Here is a 13,197-nt window from a genome sequence, read left to right as displayed (position 1 = left end):
AGAAAACGTCATGGCATTCGCCTCAAACGCCGGTAGTGGCCCAATGGCCGACATCAACGTCACGCCCCTCGTGGACGTGATGCTGGTCCTGCTGATCATCTTCATGGTCACCGCCCCGGCCCTGTCCTATCAAATCCAGGTCGACCTGCCGCAGCGGACTACTAATCCGCCGCCGCAGCCGCTGGATCCGCCCGATCCGATCCGCCTGCGGATCGAAGCGGGTGGCACCCTCACCTGGAACAACTCGCCGATGCCGATCTCGGTGCTTCAGTCGTCGCTGGAAGTCGAGGCCGAACGCTCGGTCCAGCCGACCCTGGAGATCGAGACCGACCCGGATGCACAGTACGAAATGCTGGCCAAGGTCCTGGCTCGCGCCAAGAACTCCGGCATGGAAAAGATTTCTTTCGTGGAACCCGGCCAGTAAGGCCGCGCTTCCCGCACCTGCAGCAGCGCCGCCTTCGGGCGGCGTTTTTTTTGGTTCGCCGTGCAAGTGAGGCAACGGCGTTTAGCCCATAGCCTGGAACGAAGCCTCAGCGTGCACCGGGGCGAACTGAGCGAATAATGTCCCGGTAGGCGCGAACCGTCGGCGCCAACCCCTGGTGCAAGGCTTCGGAGAACAAGGCGTGACCGATCGATACTTCAAGTACGTTCGGCACCCCGCGCAGAAAGTCGCCCAGATTGGCCTGGCTCAGGTCATGCCCGGCGTTGAGGCCCAGGCCCAGCGCTTGGGCTTCGAGCGCGGTTTGCTTGCAGCGCAGGATCTCGACGGCATCGGAACCGGCCGCATGGGACTGGGCGAATGGCCCGGTGTAGAGCTCGATCCGGTCCACGCCCATCGCGGCAGCCAGCGACAGAGCTTCCGCCCCCGCGTCCATGAACAGCGATACCCGCACGCCCCATGCCTTGAGCTGCTCGACCAAGGGCCGCAGCTTCTCGGCATCGCGCGCCAGATCGAAACCATGGTCCGAGGTCAGCTGCCCATCCCCGTCCGGTACCAGCGTGGCCTGGGTGGGGCGAACCGCATCCACCAGCGCCATGAAGCCGGGGTAGCCGGGCCGGGGCGGAGCGAAGGGGTTGCCCTCAAGGTTGTACTCAACCCGACCGGCCACCACCGCCGCCAGTTCGTAGACGTCGGCCGGCCGGATATGGCGCTGGTCCGGCCGTGGATGGACGGTGATGCCCCCGGCCCCCGCTTCGATGGCGGCCTCGGCCGCAGCAACCACACTGGGCTCGAGTCCACCCCGGGAGTTCCGGAGCACGGCCACCTTGTTTACGTTTACGCTGAGTACGGTCATGCCGGCAGACTACCCTGCCGCCCGCGGCTAGCAAATCCCTGAGACGACTATCGGAATCAAAGCCGCGCTTGAAGCATAATCCGGGCATGTCGCCCATCGCCTTGCTAAGCACCCTGGTGCTTGCCGCCAGCCTGGCCGCCACGAGCGTGGCCGCCAGCGCCTTGCCCGGCGAGCCCTTGGCGCGCCATTTCAGCCCCGAGGAAACGCGCGCCGCGCCGAGTCACTACGACATCGCCACGGGCGTGGACGGCGAAATTTTCGTCGGCAACTACGATGGCGTGCTGCACTACGACGGCGTGGACTGGCGGCTGGTGCCCCTGCCGGGCGATGTTCCCGGGCGAGCCCTGGCCACCGGCAGCGACGGACTGGTCTACGTCGGCAGCTATGACAGTTTCGGCCGCCTCGTGCGAAACGCCGAGGGCGACTTCGTCTACGAAGAGTTGATGACGCGCGCGGGCCTGCGCGGCGAGGACCGCAACATAGGTATTGTCTGGGACGTCCTGGCCACGGAAGCCGGCGTTTGGATCCACGCCGAAAACACACTCTATTTCCTGCCCTATCAGGACCTCGAAACCAAAGCCTGGCCCTTGCCGCCCGATGTGCGCAGCTTCTTTGCCGCGGGTCAGGACCTGCTCGTCCGCGTCGCCGGCAAAGGCTTGTGCCGCTTCACCGACGGACGCTTCGAGCTGATCCCCGGCGGCGCGGAGTTTGCCGATCGCAGCCTGGCTGGCGTGGTGCCCCGCAAGAGCGGGAACCTGCTGGTCGCCAGCGACGGACTGTTTATCTCCGACCCGGACGGTATCCGTCGCATGAGCGGGAATGCCGACGCCCGGATCGCCGGTAAAAAACCCTACGTTGTCCAGGTCCTTGGCGACGAAAGCATCATGATCGGCACCCGCGAAGGTGAACTGATCCATGTTGACGCCGACCTGCAGGCCAACAAGATCCTCGATCTGGGCGGGTTCTCGGTTAGGGCCATGGGCCTGGACCGCGAGGCCGGGCTATGGGTCGCGACCGAGAACGACTTGGTGCGTTTTTCCCTACCCTCGCCCTGGTCTTTCCTGGGCCAGGACCAGGGACTGGTAGGACGCCCCAGTGATTTCGAGTGGTACGACGACGCGCTATGGCTGGCCTCCACGCGCGGCCTGCAGCGCCTGACCACGCAGGCCGACGGCAGCATCCGCACCGAGCGACTGCCCTGGACGGCGTACGAAGCGCAGGCGCTGCATGCCAGCGAGTCGGGCCTTCTGGTCGGCATCCGCGAGGGCCTGGTGGTGCTCGACGCGGGCGCCACGGAACCTCGCACCTTGTTCGAGCATGCCCACCACGGCGTCTACTCCCTGATGGTCTCGCGCCACGATCCCGGGTTGGTGTTCGCCGCGACGGCCTCGGACCTGCTGTTGCTGCGACGCCCGAAGGGGCGCTGGGAAATAGTGGCCACGCTGTCATTCAAAGGCGTGAGCACCTACGGCATCGCGGAAGCCGCCCCGGGCGAACTGTGGCTGGGCGACAGCCGTGGCCCGGTGCAGCGCTGGAAGCTCGACATCACCGCCGGTACGGTGCTCGAACGCGAATTCTTTGGCGACGCGCAAGGGCTGCCGGTGGATCCGCATACCGGCACCAATGTCTACCGCCTCGACGGCCGCATCCATGCGGCCACCGGCGGCAAGGCCTACCGTCTGGACGGCAAGCAATTCAAACCCGACCAAGCGCCCCCGGCCACCTTGGTCGATCGCCCGAACGAACTGGAGGTACAGCAAACGCCGCTGGGAGATTTCGCCTTCACCAGTCGCCAGCTCTGGCGTCGATCGCCGGGCACCAACAGTTGGCAGCAAATCCATCCCGGTGCCTCCTTCGCCGCCGGGTACTCCAACATGCGCATCAATCGGGACGGCGTGCTGCGCCTGGCGACCTGGAGCGGGCTGCTTCAATACGACCCCGAGAAGGCCGAGCCGCAGCCGCAGCCGCTGCGCCTGGTGATGGAACGCGTTATCGCCCGCGGCCCCGGCGGCGAAGTGCTGGTGCTGCCGAACCGCACCGTGGGCGACGCGGCGCAGGTACCGCCCGGATATGGCCTGAGCCTGCGATTTGGCATGGTAAGCATCGAAAGTGGCGCCCAGTTCCGCTACCAGCTGCATGGCGTAACGGCCGGATGGAGTGAGTGGACCGACCGCTACCTGAGTATCCGGGCCCTGGACCCCGGCAACTACTCGCTCGAGGTCCAGGCCCGAACGCGCAATGGCCGCGAGGCGGCGGCAATCAACTACCGTTTTCAGGTCCAGCCGCGCTGGTACGAGCAGTGGTGGGTGATCGCCTTGGGCCTGGTCGCCATGGCGACCCTGGCCGTCGCCGTCACGCTATGGGCGGTGCGCCAGCGCACCGAGCGCTACCTGGCCGCAAACCGGCGCCTGGAGTCGCGCATCGCCGAGCGCACGCGCGAACTCGAGGAACTCAACCAAAAGCTCGCCGAACTGGTGACCGAGGACGCCCTGACCGGCATCTCCAACCGACGTGCGCTGGAAACCGGCTTGACGCGTGAGTGGTACCGCTGCCTGGACCAGCGCCGCCCCTTGTCGGTGCTGATGATCGACGTCGACAACTTCAAGGCCTACAACGACAGCCACGGGCACCTTGAGGGTGACGTACAGCTTCGAGGCATCGCCCAGCGCCTGCATCAGCAGCATGACCCGCAGCGCGAGCTGCTCGCGCGTTACGGCGGCGAGGAATTCGCCCTGCTGTTGCCGGGAATGCACGTGGATGACGCCTTGCGTCGCGCCGAAACCATCCGCGTCGCAATCGCGTCCAGCGACGCCGGAATGACGGTCAGCATCGGCGTCGCCGGGTTCGTGCCGGAAGTGCAGGTCGACCCTGACACCTTGCTGCGGCAAGCTGACGCCGCGCTCTACGTGGCCAAGCGCTCGGGCCGAAACCGCGTCTCGGCCGATGCCGGCTAAGATTCGGCCGTCGGGCAAACCCCGCCTGGAAAAAACCTGCCCGGTCTGCCAGCGACCGTTCCAGTGGCGCAAGAAATGGGAGCGGGACTGGGACCGGGTGGTCTATTGCTCTGATGCCTGCCGCCGCGGTACGCCGCGGGCCGGCAAGGCCTGATCAGGCTCTCTTGATCAGGCTGATGATGGCCAACAGCAGCACGGCACCGATGAAAGCCGTGATGAACAAGCCCATGTCGCCGCCGAAGGCGACGCCAAACTTGGGCAGCAGCCAGCCGCCAAAGAACGCGCCCAGCACACCAACGATCATGTTCACCAGGACGCCGAAGCCGCGACCTTTCATCACCACGCCGGCAAGCCAGCCGGCCAATGCGCCAATCAACAGGAAAATAAGCAGGTTCATGGTTTCCCTCCCCGGGAAAGTTTGGACCGAGCCCCGCGCGGCGCGCGGGGGTGTTGCAAGACCGAGGCTAGCACGCGCCTCAGCCCTGGCTTTCGCTATTTTCCTGGGCGCGTTTTCGCGCCTCGGCCTGCTCGCGCATCACGCGCAGTTCCTCCGGACCAAGGATGTGGCTGATGTCGCGCGACTGGCTGGAAATCCGCGAGGAAAGCCAGCCGACCACCCAGGCCACCATGAAGCCGAGTGCTCCTGCCAGGAAAACCAGCACGCCTAGAGTGGGCATGGTGCGGACCATCGCCAGCGCGAGGCAGGCAATCGACGCGAGAAGGTAGAGCCAATGCATGCGGGCAGCCTCCGGAATTTCGAGCGAGTGTAGCCCAAGCCGGGGCGGGCTTGCCCGGCGGGTTCGAGCGGCTAAAGCAGCGGCGAGAACAACCGGGCGCAGGCCTGGCCCAGACGCCGGTGGAACGGCGCCGGCTGGGCGTCCTGCCGGACCTCCCGGCATTGCTTCAGGTCGTCGATCAGAAGCTGCTCGAGCTGGCTCGTCAGGGCCTGGTCGTGCAGCAGGACGCTGAGCTCGAAGTTGAGCCGGAAGCTGCGGTGGTCGAAGTTGGCGCTGCCGAGCAGGCAGGTGTCTTCATCAACGAGCAGGGCTTTGGTATGCAGCATGCGCGGGCCGTACTCGAATACCCGCACGCCTGCCGAAATCAGCTCGTCGTAGTACGAGCGCGCGGCGGCGCTGACCACGATCGAGTCGCTGTGCGCCGGCACGATCACCCGCACGTCCAGGCCGCGCAGCGCCGCCGACGTCAGCGCCATTTTTGCGGCCTCGCCGGGTACGAAATAGGGCGTAACCAGCCAGACTCGCCGGTTGGCCTGGTGGATCGCTTCGACCTGTACCCGATGGATCGCTTCCCAAGGCGAGTCCGGTCCTGCCGGCAGCACCTGCGCCAGGATCTTGCCGGTCTCGACCTCGGGCCAGAACTTCTTGTCCCGCAATGCGGTTCCGGCGGCGTAGTTCCAGTCCTCCAGGAAGGCTAGCTGCAGCCAGTTCACCACCTCGCCTTCGAGTCGAACATGCAGGTCATGGAAGGCGTCGTCCCGGACCCTTTCGTTTTCTTCATCGGTGACGTTGATGCCGCCGGTGAATCCAATCCGGCCGTCAACCACGACGATCTTGCGATGATTCCGCATGTTCACCCGCGGCCGCCACAGCCAGCGCAGCCGCGCCGGATGGAACCAGGCGATCTCGACGCCCGCCGCCCGCAGGGGCGCCAGGAAGGTTTCGCGCACATGATTCGAGCCGATGGCGTCGAGCAGCAAGCGCACCCGTGTCCCCGCCTTCGCCCGTTCAACCAAGGCGTCGCGCACCGTGGTGCCGGTGTGGTCGGGTTCGAAGATGTAGTACTCGACGTGCACATGGTGGTTGGCGCGGGAAATCGCATCCAGCAAGGCATCGAGCGTGGCCCCGCCGCCAGACAGCAGGTCGGCCCGGGTCGCGCTCGACGGCGCGAACCCGGTGCTGGACTGCCCCAGCCGCGCCACCGTGGTGCAGTCTTCGCTGGCCGAAGGTCCCGGCGGCATGATGTCGTCGAGGCTGGCGCGAGCACGTGAGCGACGCAGCCGTTGGCGCCGGATCCGCTGCGGCCCGAGGAAGTGGTAGATCAGCAGCCCCAGCACCGGCAGCAGTGCCAGCGACATGATCCAGCTCAAGGTTGCGATCGGCTCGCGCTTCTGCAGCACGATCCAGCCTGCCAGCACCACCAGATAGGCAGCCCAGACGCCAACCAGCCAAGGCTGGAGCTCAGGCCAGAGTTCGCTCAAGGTCATGGCGCGCGTCCGGGTGTACAGGGTCGACGGCCATCATGGCATGGCCCGTACACACGTCGGTTACTCCCCGCCGAACAGCTTTTCAGCGCGCTGGAACAGGATCCAGCTGGTGGCGATGTACTTGTCGCCGCCCAGCGGCCGGTTGCCGCGGTGGGTGTGGGTGAAGGCCGCCGGTGCGATCAGCAGGCTGCCGGTGCGGGGCACGATCTTGCGGCCCTGGTACAGGAACTCGGTCTCGCCCTCGCCAAAGCCATCGTTGAGGTAGAGCGTCCACAGCACGTGCCGGTGCAGGGTCTCGGCGCTGGCGTCGCGCGGATACAGCTCGCAGTGCCAGTACGGGTAGCCGCCCTGGCCTGCGGTGTAGCGCTGCAGGTTGATTGCGCCCGGCCGCAGTACGGTGCGGATGAGGTTGGCGAGCGCCTCGTCGCCCATGGTGTCGAAATCGTCGGCGGCGATCCGGCGCAGCTGGCCGTCGGCGCCGGGCACCTGCAGCATCAGCGGCGCAATCAGCGCGTAGCGATAGGTGCGCAAATACGAACGCAGCCCCTTGAATACGGCGCTGTTCAAAGCCGCCTCGACCTCCTGCCATTCGGGCTTGCCGCTGACCTGGATGTCGCGGCTGTCCTTGAGCTCCGGCAGCACGCCGCCCCCGACCCGACCCGGCACGGCCACGCCGCTGGCCTCGAAGGCGGCGACGATCCTTGCGCAGATCTCAGGGCTCAGCGCCTGGTCGTAGACCTCGATGAAGTCGCGGTCGGCCATATCGTGATCAGGTCGTCCGGTCGTGCTCGACGTGACAGCGCACCGCTTGTTCGACTTCCTTGCGTGAGCCCAGCATCACCGGCACGCGCTGGTGCAAGCCCGTGGGCGCGACTTCGAGCAGGCGCTGGCGCCCGGTACTGGCGGCGCCGCCGGCCTGTTCGACGATGAAGCTCATCGGGTTGGCCTCATACATCAGGCGCAGCTTGCCGCCCTGGGCCCGGCACTTGGCATCGATCGGATAGAAAAACACGCCGCCGCGGGTCAGGATGCGGTGCACATCGGCCACCATGCTCGCGACCCAGCGCATGTTGAAGTCCTTGCCGCGCGGGCCTTCCTTGCCGGCCAGCAGCTCGCCGACATAGCGCTGCATCGGTGGCTCCCAGTGCCGCTGGTTGGACATGTTGATGGCGAATTCCTGGGTTTCCTCGGGAATCTTGATGTCGCGCGCGGTCATCACGAAGCTGCCGATCTCGCGGTCCAGCGTGAACGCATGGGTGCCGTGGCCCACGGTAAGCACCAGCATCGTGCTCGGGCCATAGGTGGTGTAGCCCGCGGCGACCTGGTCGGTGCCGGGCTGCAGGAAATCCTCGTCGCCCGGCTGCACGACGTCGTCCGGGCAGCGCAGCACCGAGAAGATGGTGCCGACCGAAATATTGACATCAATATTCGAGCTGCCGTCCAGCGGGTCGAACAGCAGCAGATAGTTGCCGCGCTGGAAGGCGTCGGGAATCGGCTGGCTGTGGTCCATCTCCTCCGACGCCAGGCCGGCGAGGTGACCGCCCCAGGCATTGGCCTCAAGCAGGATGTCGTTGCTGAGCACGTCCAGCTTCTTCTGCGCTTCGCCCTGGATGTTCATGCTCTGGGCGCCGGGGGTGCCGGCATCGCCGAGTACGCCGCCCAGCGCGCCCTTGCCGACCGCGATCGAGATGGTCTTGCAGGCGCGGGCAACGACTTCAATCAGCAGGCGCAGGTCGGCGTTGATGCGGCCGGCATGTTGCTCCTGGATCAGGTAGCGGGTCAGCGAGATCGGCTTCATGACGCTCCGGCAGGCAGGGGGACCCGTGCATTGTCCGGGCTGGGGCGGGGCTTGCAAGCCGGCATGCCGTGGGTGCGAGAATCAGGCATGACCGACCCCGCGGCTTTGCCAGTATTCGACGCTGCTTTTCTACTGTCCCTGGGCACCGCGCTGGGCCTGGGTTTGCTGGTGGGCGCGGTGCGTGAACGCCGCCGGCCCGAGCCCACGGTGGTCGCCGGGCTGCGTACCCATGCCCTGGCGGCGCTGTCTGGCGCAGTGTCGCTGTGGCTGGGGCCTCTCGTCTTCGCGGTCGTGGTGGCACTCACGGGCCTGTTTGCAGCCATGAGCTATCGCGCGAGCCAGGCCCACGATCCGGGGCTCACCAGCGAAGTGGCCCTGGTCCTGACGACGCTGCTCGGTGGGCTCGCGGTGCCCGTCCCCGCGCTGGCGGGCGCGCTGGGTGTCGTGGTTGCCGTGCTTCTGTACGCCAAGGCGCCCCTGCACCGACTCACCCGTGACCTGCTCAGTGAGCGCGAGATGCAGGACGGCCTGGTACTGCTGGCCTCGGCCCTGGTGATCCTGCCGCTGGTGCCGAACCGCACGCTGGGGCCTTTCGACGTGTTCAACCCGGCCACGCTGTGGAAGCTGGTGGTGTTGATGATGGCGATCAGCGCCTTGGGCCACGTCGCCCTGCGCGCCGCCGGCAATCGCTGGGGCCTGGCGATTGCCGGCTTTTTCGCCGGTTACGTGTCCTCGACCGCGGCGATCGCCGGCTTCGGCCAGCGGGTGCGCGAGACGCCGCCGCTGCTGTCCTCGGCGGTGGGTGCGGCCATGCTGGCCAACTTCGCATCGCTGAGTCTGTTCGTGCCCATTTTGCTGGCGGTGGCGCCGGGACTGCTGGCCGAGGCCTGGGCGCCGCTCGCGGCAGCGGCGGCGGTGATGCTGATCGGTGGCTTGAGCGGCCTGCATCGCAGCGACAACGCTGCGGTGCCGTCACCGACGGCACAGACGCGAATGTTTCGCTTCTCGCATGCGCTCACGTTCGCCGCGATCATCACCGTCGTGCTGTTCACCTCCGCGGCGCTCAATGCCTGGCTGGGTCCGCGCGGGGCGATGCTTGCGGCTACCTTGGCGGCGCTGGCGGAAGTCCATGCCGCGGTCGCCACGGTCGGCAATCTGTTCCGCAGCGGCGTGTTCGATGCCGAACAGGCGCGTTGGGGTCTGGTCGGGCTGCTTGCAGCCAGCTGGCTGGCGAAGTCGGTGATCGCCTGGACCAGCGGTGGCCGCGAATACGGGCTGCGCGTGCTGCTGGGTCTGGGCGCGGCCGTCGCGGCGGCCGCGCTGGTGCAGGCGCTGCGCTGAGACCGGCTCAAATCACCCGCAGCGTGATCGCCTTGAGCACGGCGCGGGTGCGGTCGCGGGTGCCAAGCTTGTCCAGGATGTCGGACACGTAGTTCTTCACCGTGCCTTCGGACAGGAAGATGGCGCGCGCGATTTCCTTGTTTGAATAGCCGCCGGCAAGCAGCCTCAGAATGGATACCTCACGCTCGTTGAAGGTGTCGCTGGGCGCGGTCTGGTCGCGGTAGGCATAGCGCGCGCGCACCGGCCCGGTGGACACGGGCGAAAGCAGGGTTTCACCGGCAGCAACGCGGGTTATGGCTTCAACCAGGTCTTCCGGCGAGGCATCCTTGAGCAGGAAGCCCTGGGCACCCGCCGCCGCCGCCCGCAGCGGCAGCGCCTCGTCGTCGAAGGTCGTCAGCAGCACTACCGGCGTCGCATCGCCACGCGCTCGCAGTGCCTGCACCAGGCCGAAGCCGTCCAGGCCCGGCATGCGGATGTCTGACAGCACCACATCCACCGGGGTGTCGGCCAGGGCTCGCAGCAGGACCTCGCCGTCGTCGCTTTCCAGCACCACGTCCAGTGCTGCGAATCCGGCCAGGAGCGCCTTCAGCCCACTTCGCACCAAGGCCTGATCGTCGGCCAGCGCAATCTTGATCGTCGAGCTCATGCGGCCACCGGAAGCCAGGCCTGCAGGTGCACGCCCCCGGTGCCGGTGCGCGAGACGCCGAGTCCGCCACCCAGCGCCTCGAATCGTTCACGCATGCCGCACAGGCCGTTGCCGGCGCAAACGTCGCCGCTGCCGCGACCATCGTCGCGGATGTCCAGGCGCAAGCTGCCCTCGTCGCGGCGCAGCACCACCCATAGGTTTCGTGCCAGCGAATGCTTCACCACATTGGTCAGGCCTTCCTGCACCGCGCGCAGTACGGCTTCTGCCTGCGCCACCGACGTGACGCGCGCGTCCGGGGCGATTTCCAACTGCAGGCGCGGACGCGGGAAGGGTTTGGCCAGCGCGTTCAGCGCGTCCGCCAGGTCCAGTCCGTCGCTTTGCCGCATCTGCTGAACCACCCCACGAATGTCGGCCAGCAATTCGTCGGCCAAGCTGCGGCAAAGCGGTAGGGCGGGCTCGTCGCTAAAGCGCGGGTCGCGGGCGAGCGCCGCCAGGTTGAGCTTGAGCGCGGTCAGTTTGTGCCCGGCCACGTCGTGCAGCTCGCGCGAGAGCCTTAGTCGTTCGGAGTCACGCGCTGATTCCGCCAGCAGCGAGCGGGTCGCCAGCAGGTCGGCGTTGGCGGCTGCAAGCTCGTCGCTGGTTTGGCCGGCACGGAAGGCGAACCAGGATGTCAGCGCGGCAAAGGCCTGGAAGCTCATGTTCATCACGGCCGAGACTAACGGCGAGGACAGTCCCCACACCTCACGATAGACAAGGAACATCGCGAGGTTGATCAGCACGATCAGCACCAGCGACGAGCGGGGTGGATACAGCTGCACCATCTGCACCACACACAGGATCAGCAGGATCGGCAGCGTGCTGCTGCGCGCCAGCAGCACCAGGGCAAACGCGATCACCAGCTGGCCGGCCAGCATCAGTCGCCCGCTCGCGCGCGGCCACGGCCCGCAGGTGGTCGCCATGAACAAGGCAAGGAAGCCCAGGTGCAATGCCAACAGCATCGCCGACGGCGCCGGTGCCGGCAGCCAGGCCGGCGGCGTCCAGCTGAAGAACAGCAGCTCCCATCCGATGGCGGCCCACGCAACGTAGCCGGCGAAATTGAGCGGCGAGAGCAGTAGCTTCAGGCGAGAGTTCATGGCGCCAGCTTGGGCCGTCGGGCGCTCCGGCTCAAGACGAAGCGGCAAGAAAGTGACTTCCGGCACCACGGTTCGATGACCGCCGGCACCTGATCGCGGCGACCGGGGAATGGACACTGGGGTCAACCGGAGGACACGCCATGACGCTCTACTCGCTCACCTTCTTGATCCACGCCGGCCTCGGCAGCCTGGCCCTGGTCACCTTCTGGCTCGCCGGCCTGAGTCGCAAGGGCAGCCCCCTGCATCGGGCGGCCGGGAAACTCTACTTGCCTGCGATGGCCGGCCTGTTGCTGGCGGCGCTGCCCATGGTGGTGGTCGCGCTGCAGCACGTCCCGGTCATCGGTGCCTTCCTGGCCTATCTGCTGGTCATCACCAGCACCTCGGTGTGGACCAGCTGGCGCGCCGTTCAGGACAAGAAGGATTGGGCCCGCTACACCGGGCCCGTGTATCGCAGCCTGATGTGGGTGAACCTGGTGAGCGCGGTCGCCATCGTCTGCGTCGGCGTGTTCCTTGCCCAGCAGATGCAGCTGATCATCGTCGCGTTCGCAGGCATCGGCGGCCTGAACTTCGTGCAGATGTGGCGGTTCTCGCGCCAGGCGCCGGACGACCCGCGCTGGTGGCTGCGCGAGCATCTGACGGCGATGCTGGCCAACGGCGTGGCGACCCATATCGCCTTCCTCAGCCTGGGTCTGCCGAAACTGCTGCCAATGCTAGCCGGCCCGAACCAGCGAAACCTCGCATGGCTCGGCCCGCTGGTGGTGGCTTTCCTTGCCGGGGCTTACCTTACCCGCAAGTACCTGCCCAAGCGGGCGGTGCCGCCGGCGGGCGCGCGGCTTGCCGGTTAGACGTCGCCGCCGTCGAGCCAGCCTTCACCGGTCCCGCGCTGGAACACCTCATCGCCGGGCTGCACGGCGCCGGCCGGGAAGTCTTCGCACTGCGCCAGCTTGGCGTAGATGGGGCTGAAGTCCGGCCCCGTGGCTTCCATCAGCTGCTCGTAGCTGTCGATCACGAAGTAGGTCTTCTGGAAGGTGTCGATGCGGTAGCGGGTGCGCATGATCCGCTCGAGATCGAAACCGATGCGGTTGGGCGCGGCGCTGTCCAGGCTGTGGATGGACTCACCCTTCGAGGACACGATGCCGCTGCCGTAGATGCGCAGGCCGTCGGTCTGCTTGATCAGGCCGAATTCCACCGTGTACCAGTACAGCCGCGTCAGGTTTACCAGCGCCTCGGGGCCGATCGCGTGCGCCTTGACGCCGCCGCGGCCGTAGGCCGCCATGTAGTCCGCGAACACCGGATTCATCAGCAGCGGCACGTGGCCGAACAGATCGTGGAACAGGTCGGGTTCGCTCAGGTAATCGAGCTGGTCGGGCTTGCGGATCCACCACGTCACCGGGAAGCGGCGATTGGCCAGGTGCTCGAAGAAGGTCAGCTCCGGCAGCAGGCCCTCGACGCCGATCAGCTCCCAGCCGGTGGCCTTGCGCAGCACCGGGTTGAGCTCGTCGAACTTGGGAATGTGGTCGCGCGACATGCCCATCAGGCGCTGCTGGCGAAGGAATTCGTCGCTGGCGCGGCCGACCAGCACCTGCTGCTGGCGCTCGAACAGCGTCGCCCAAACCTCGTGGTCGGTGCTGGTGTAGCTCGACCAGGGCTGCTCGACCACGGCCGTGGTGTAGACCGGGACATAGCCCTTGTCGGTGAGCTGGTGTTCGACGCGGCTTGGCTGGGACATGGTCGGCTCCGGAATAGGCGACCAGTTTAGCGACCTAGCTGCGCAAGAGGTTTGCGTTATTGCGAGGAACCGCCTAT

Annotated in this window: 14 protein-coding genes; 5 read left to right on the top strand and 9 right to left on the bottom strand. The window is 66.8% G+C overall.

Going from position 1 to position 13,197, the window contains the following annotated elements; all coding sequences use genetic code 11:
* Positions 1-10 precede the first annotated feature (10 nt).
* Positions 11-424: an ExbD/TolR family protein gene (locus tag ACYVGY_RS08925; protein WP_460457138.1), complete on the top strand. Its 414-nt coding sequence runs from the start codon at positions 11-13 to the stop codon at positions 422-424.
* 106 nt (positions 425-530) lie between these two features.
* Here the strand turns inward: ACYVGY_RS08925 and ACYVGY_RS08920 are convergent, their stop codons facing one another.
* Complete coding sequence (locus ACYVGY_RS08920) at positions 531-1,295, bottom strand: pyridoxine 5'-phosphate synthase (protein WP_460457137.1); 765 nt, start codon at positions 1,293-1,295, stop codon at positions 531-533.
* A gap of 86 nt (positions 1,296-1,381) precedes the next feature.
* Between ACYVGY_RS08920 and ACYVGY_RS08915 the strand changes: the two genes are divergently transcribed.
* Together ACYVGY_RS08915 and ACYVGY_RS08910 are read left to right on the top strand one after the other, a co-directional pair.
* The gene (locus ACYVGY_RS08915; RefSeq protein ID WP_460457136.1) at positions 1,382-4,249 is read left to right on the top strand and encodes a ligand-binding sensor domain-containing diguanylate cyclase; all 2,868 of its coding nucleotides are present in this window, start codon (positions 1,382-1,384) and stop codon (positions 4,247-4,249) included.
* A complete protein-coding gene (locus ACYVGY_RS08910; RefSeq protein ID WP_460457135.1) occupies positions 4,239-4,403 on the top strand; it encodes a DUF2256 domain-containing protein in 165 nt (54 codons plus the stop codon). The genes ACYVGY_RS08915 and ACYVGY_RS08910 overlap by 11 nt, the downstream gene beginning before the upstream one ends.
* Here ACYVGY_RS08910 and ACYVGY_RS08905 read toward each other — a convergent pair whose 3' ends face one another.
* The 5 genes from ACYVGY_RS08905 to ACYVGY_RS08885 form a co-directional block, all read right to left on the bottom strand.
* On the bottom strand, positions 4,404-4,646 hold the full coding sequence (locus tag ACYVGY_RS08905) for a GlsB/YeaQ/YmgE family stress response membrane protein (RefSeq protein WP_460457134.1): 243 nt from the start codon (positions 4,644-4,646) through the stop codon (positions 4,404-4,406).
* 79 nt (positions 4,647-4,725) lie between these two features.
* Positions 4,726-4,986: a hypothetical protein gene (locus ACYVGY_RS08900; RefSeq protein ID WP_460457133.1), complete on the bottom strand. Its 261-nt coding sequence runs from the start codon at positions 4,984-4,986 to the stop codon at positions 4,726-4,728.
* A gap of 71 nt (positions 4,987-5,057) precedes the next feature.
* The gene (gene cls, locus ACYVGY_RS08895) at positions 5,058-6,473 is read right to left on the bottom strand and encodes a cardiolipin synthase (RefSeq protein WP_460457132.1); all 1,416 of its coding nucleotides are present in this window, start codon (positions 6,471-6,473) and stop codon (positions 5,058-5,060) included.
* A 60-nt stretch (positions 6,474-6,533) separates the two neighbouring features.
* Entirely contained in the window at positions 6,534-7,235 is a 702-nt protein-coding gene (locus ACYVGY_RS08890; RefSeq protein WP_460457131.1) for a 2OG-Fe(II) oxygenase, read from the bottom strand.
* A gap of 7 nt (positions 7,236-7,242) precedes the next feature.
* Positions 7,243-8,271 carry a class 1 fructose-bisphosphatase gene (locus tag ACYVGY_RS08885; protein WP_460457130.1) on the bottom strand — a complete coding sequence of 343 codons (1,029 nt, stop codon included), beginning with the start codon at positions 8,269-8,271 and terminating at the stop codon, positions 7,243-7,245.
* An 87-nt stretch (positions 8,272-8,358) separates the two neighbouring features.
* On the opposite strand from ACYVGY_RS08885, the gene ACYVGY_RS08880 reads away from it, so the two are divergent.
* Positions 8,359-9,612: an MgtC/SapB family protein gene (locus tag ACYVGY_RS08880; RefSeq protein ID WP_460457129.1), complete on the top strand. Its 1,254-nt coding sequence runs from the start codon at positions 8,359-8,361 to the stop codon at positions 9,610-9,612.
* A 7-nt stretch (positions 9,613-9,619) separates the two neighbouring features.
* On the opposite strand, the gene ACYVGY_RS08875 is transcribed toward ACYVGY_RS08880, so the two are convergent.
* Together ACYVGY_RS08875 and ACYVGY_RS08870 are read right to left on the bottom strand one after the other, a co-directional pair.
* Positions 9,620-10,258: a response regulator gene (locus ACYVGY_RS08875; protein ID WP_460457128.1), complete on the bottom strand. Its 639-nt coding sequence runs from the start codon at positions 10,256-10,258 to the stop codon at positions 9,620-9,622.
* The gene (locus ACYVGY_RS08870) at positions 10,255-11,391 is read right to left on the bottom strand and encodes a sensor histidine kinase (RefSeq protein WP_460457127.1); all 1,137 of its coding nucleotides are present in this window, start codon (positions 11,389-11,391) and stop codon (positions 10,255-10,257) included. Before ACYVGY_RS08870 ends, ACYVGY_RS08875 begins: the two co-directional genes overlap by 4 nt.
* 140 nt (positions 11,392-11,531) lie before the next feature.
* Here ACYVGY_RS08870 and ACYVGY_RS08865 point away from each other — a divergent pair, with 140 nt between their 5' ends.
* The gene (locus ACYVGY_RS08865) at positions 11,532-12,236 is read left to right on the top strand and encodes a hypothetical protein (protein ID WP_460457126.1); all 705 of its coding nucleotides are present in this window, start codon (positions 11,532-11,534) and stop codon (positions 12,234-12,236) included.
* On the opposite strand, the gene phhA is transcribed toward ACYVGY_RS08865, so the two are convergent.
* On the bottom strand, positions 12,233-13,120 hold the full coding sequence (gene phhA / locus ACYVGY_RS08860; RefSeq protein ID WP_460457125.1) for a phenylalanine 4-monooxygenase: 888 nt from the start codon (positions 13,118-13,120) through the stop codon (positions 12,233-12,235). The genes ACYVGY_RS08865 and phhA overlap by 4 nt on opposite strands.
* Between the last annotated feature and the right edge of the window lie 77 nt (positions 13,121-13,197).

Source organism: Arenimonas alkanexedens (assembly GCF_054781355.1).
The sequence above is the reverse complement of the archived record's forward strand: the minus strand, read 5'-3'. Positions and strand labels throughout refer to the sequence as shown.

Bases quoted from the DNA above. Each gene is read 5' to 3' on its own strand.
- ACYVGY_RS08900 (WP_460457133.1), bottom strand. From the start codon at position 4,986: ATGCATTGGCTCTACCTTCTCGCGTCGATTGCCTGCCTCGCGCTGGCG.
- cls (WP_460457132.1), bottom strand. From the start codon at position 6,473: ATGACCTTGAGCGAACTCTGGCCTGAGCTCCAGCCTTGGCTGGTTGGC.
- phhA (WP_460457125.1), bottom strand. From the start codon at position 13,120: ATGTCCCAGCCAAGCCGCGTCGAACACCAGCTCACCGACAAGGGCTAT.
- ACYVGY_RS08910 (WP_460457135.1), top strand. From the start codon at position 4,239: ATGCCGGCTAAGATTCGGCCGTCGGGCAAACCCCGCCTGGAAAAAACC.
- ACYVGY_RS08870 (WP_460457127.1), bottom strand. From the start codon at position 11,391: ATGAACTCTCGCCTGAAGCTACTGCTCTCGCCGCTCAATTTCGCCGGC.
- ACYVGY_RS08925 (WP_460457138.1), top strand. From the start codon at position 11: ATGGCATTCGCCTCAAACGCCGGTAGTGGCCCAATGGCCGACATCAAC.
- ACYVGY_RS08920 (WP_460457137.1), bottom strand. From the start codon at position 1,295: ATGACCGTACTCAGCGTAAACGTAAACAAGGTGGCCGTGCTCCGGAAC.
- ACYVGY_RS08885 (WP_460457130.1), bottom strand. From the start codon at position 8,271: ATGAAGCCGATCTCGCTGACCCGCTACCTGATCCAGGAGCAACATGCC.
- ACYVGY_RS08880 (WP_460457129.1), top strand. From the start codon at position 8,359: ATGACCGACCCCGCGGCTTTGCCAGTATTCGACGCTGCTTTTCTACTG.
- ACYVGY_RS08875 (WP_460457128.1), bottom strand. From the start codon at position 10,258: ATGAGCTCGACGATCAAGATTGCGCTGGCCGACGATCAGGCCTTGGTG.
- ACYVGY_RS08890 (WP_460457131.1), bottom strand. From the start codon at position 7,235: ATGGCCGACCGCGACTTCATCGAGGTCTACGACCAGGCGCTGAGCCCT.
- ACYVGY_RS08915 (WP_460457136.1), top strand. From the start codon at position 1,382: ATGTCGCCCATCGCCTTGCTAAGCACCCTGGTGCTTGCCGCCAGCCTG.
- ACYVGY_RS08905 (WP_460457134.1), bottom strand. From the start codon at position 4,646: ATGAACCTGCTTATTTTCCTGTTGATTGGCGCATTGGCCGGCTGGCTT.
- ACYVGY_RS08865 (WP_460457126.1), top strand. From the start codon at position 11,532: ATGACGCTCTACTCGCTCACCTTCTTGATCCACGCCGGCCTCGGCAGC.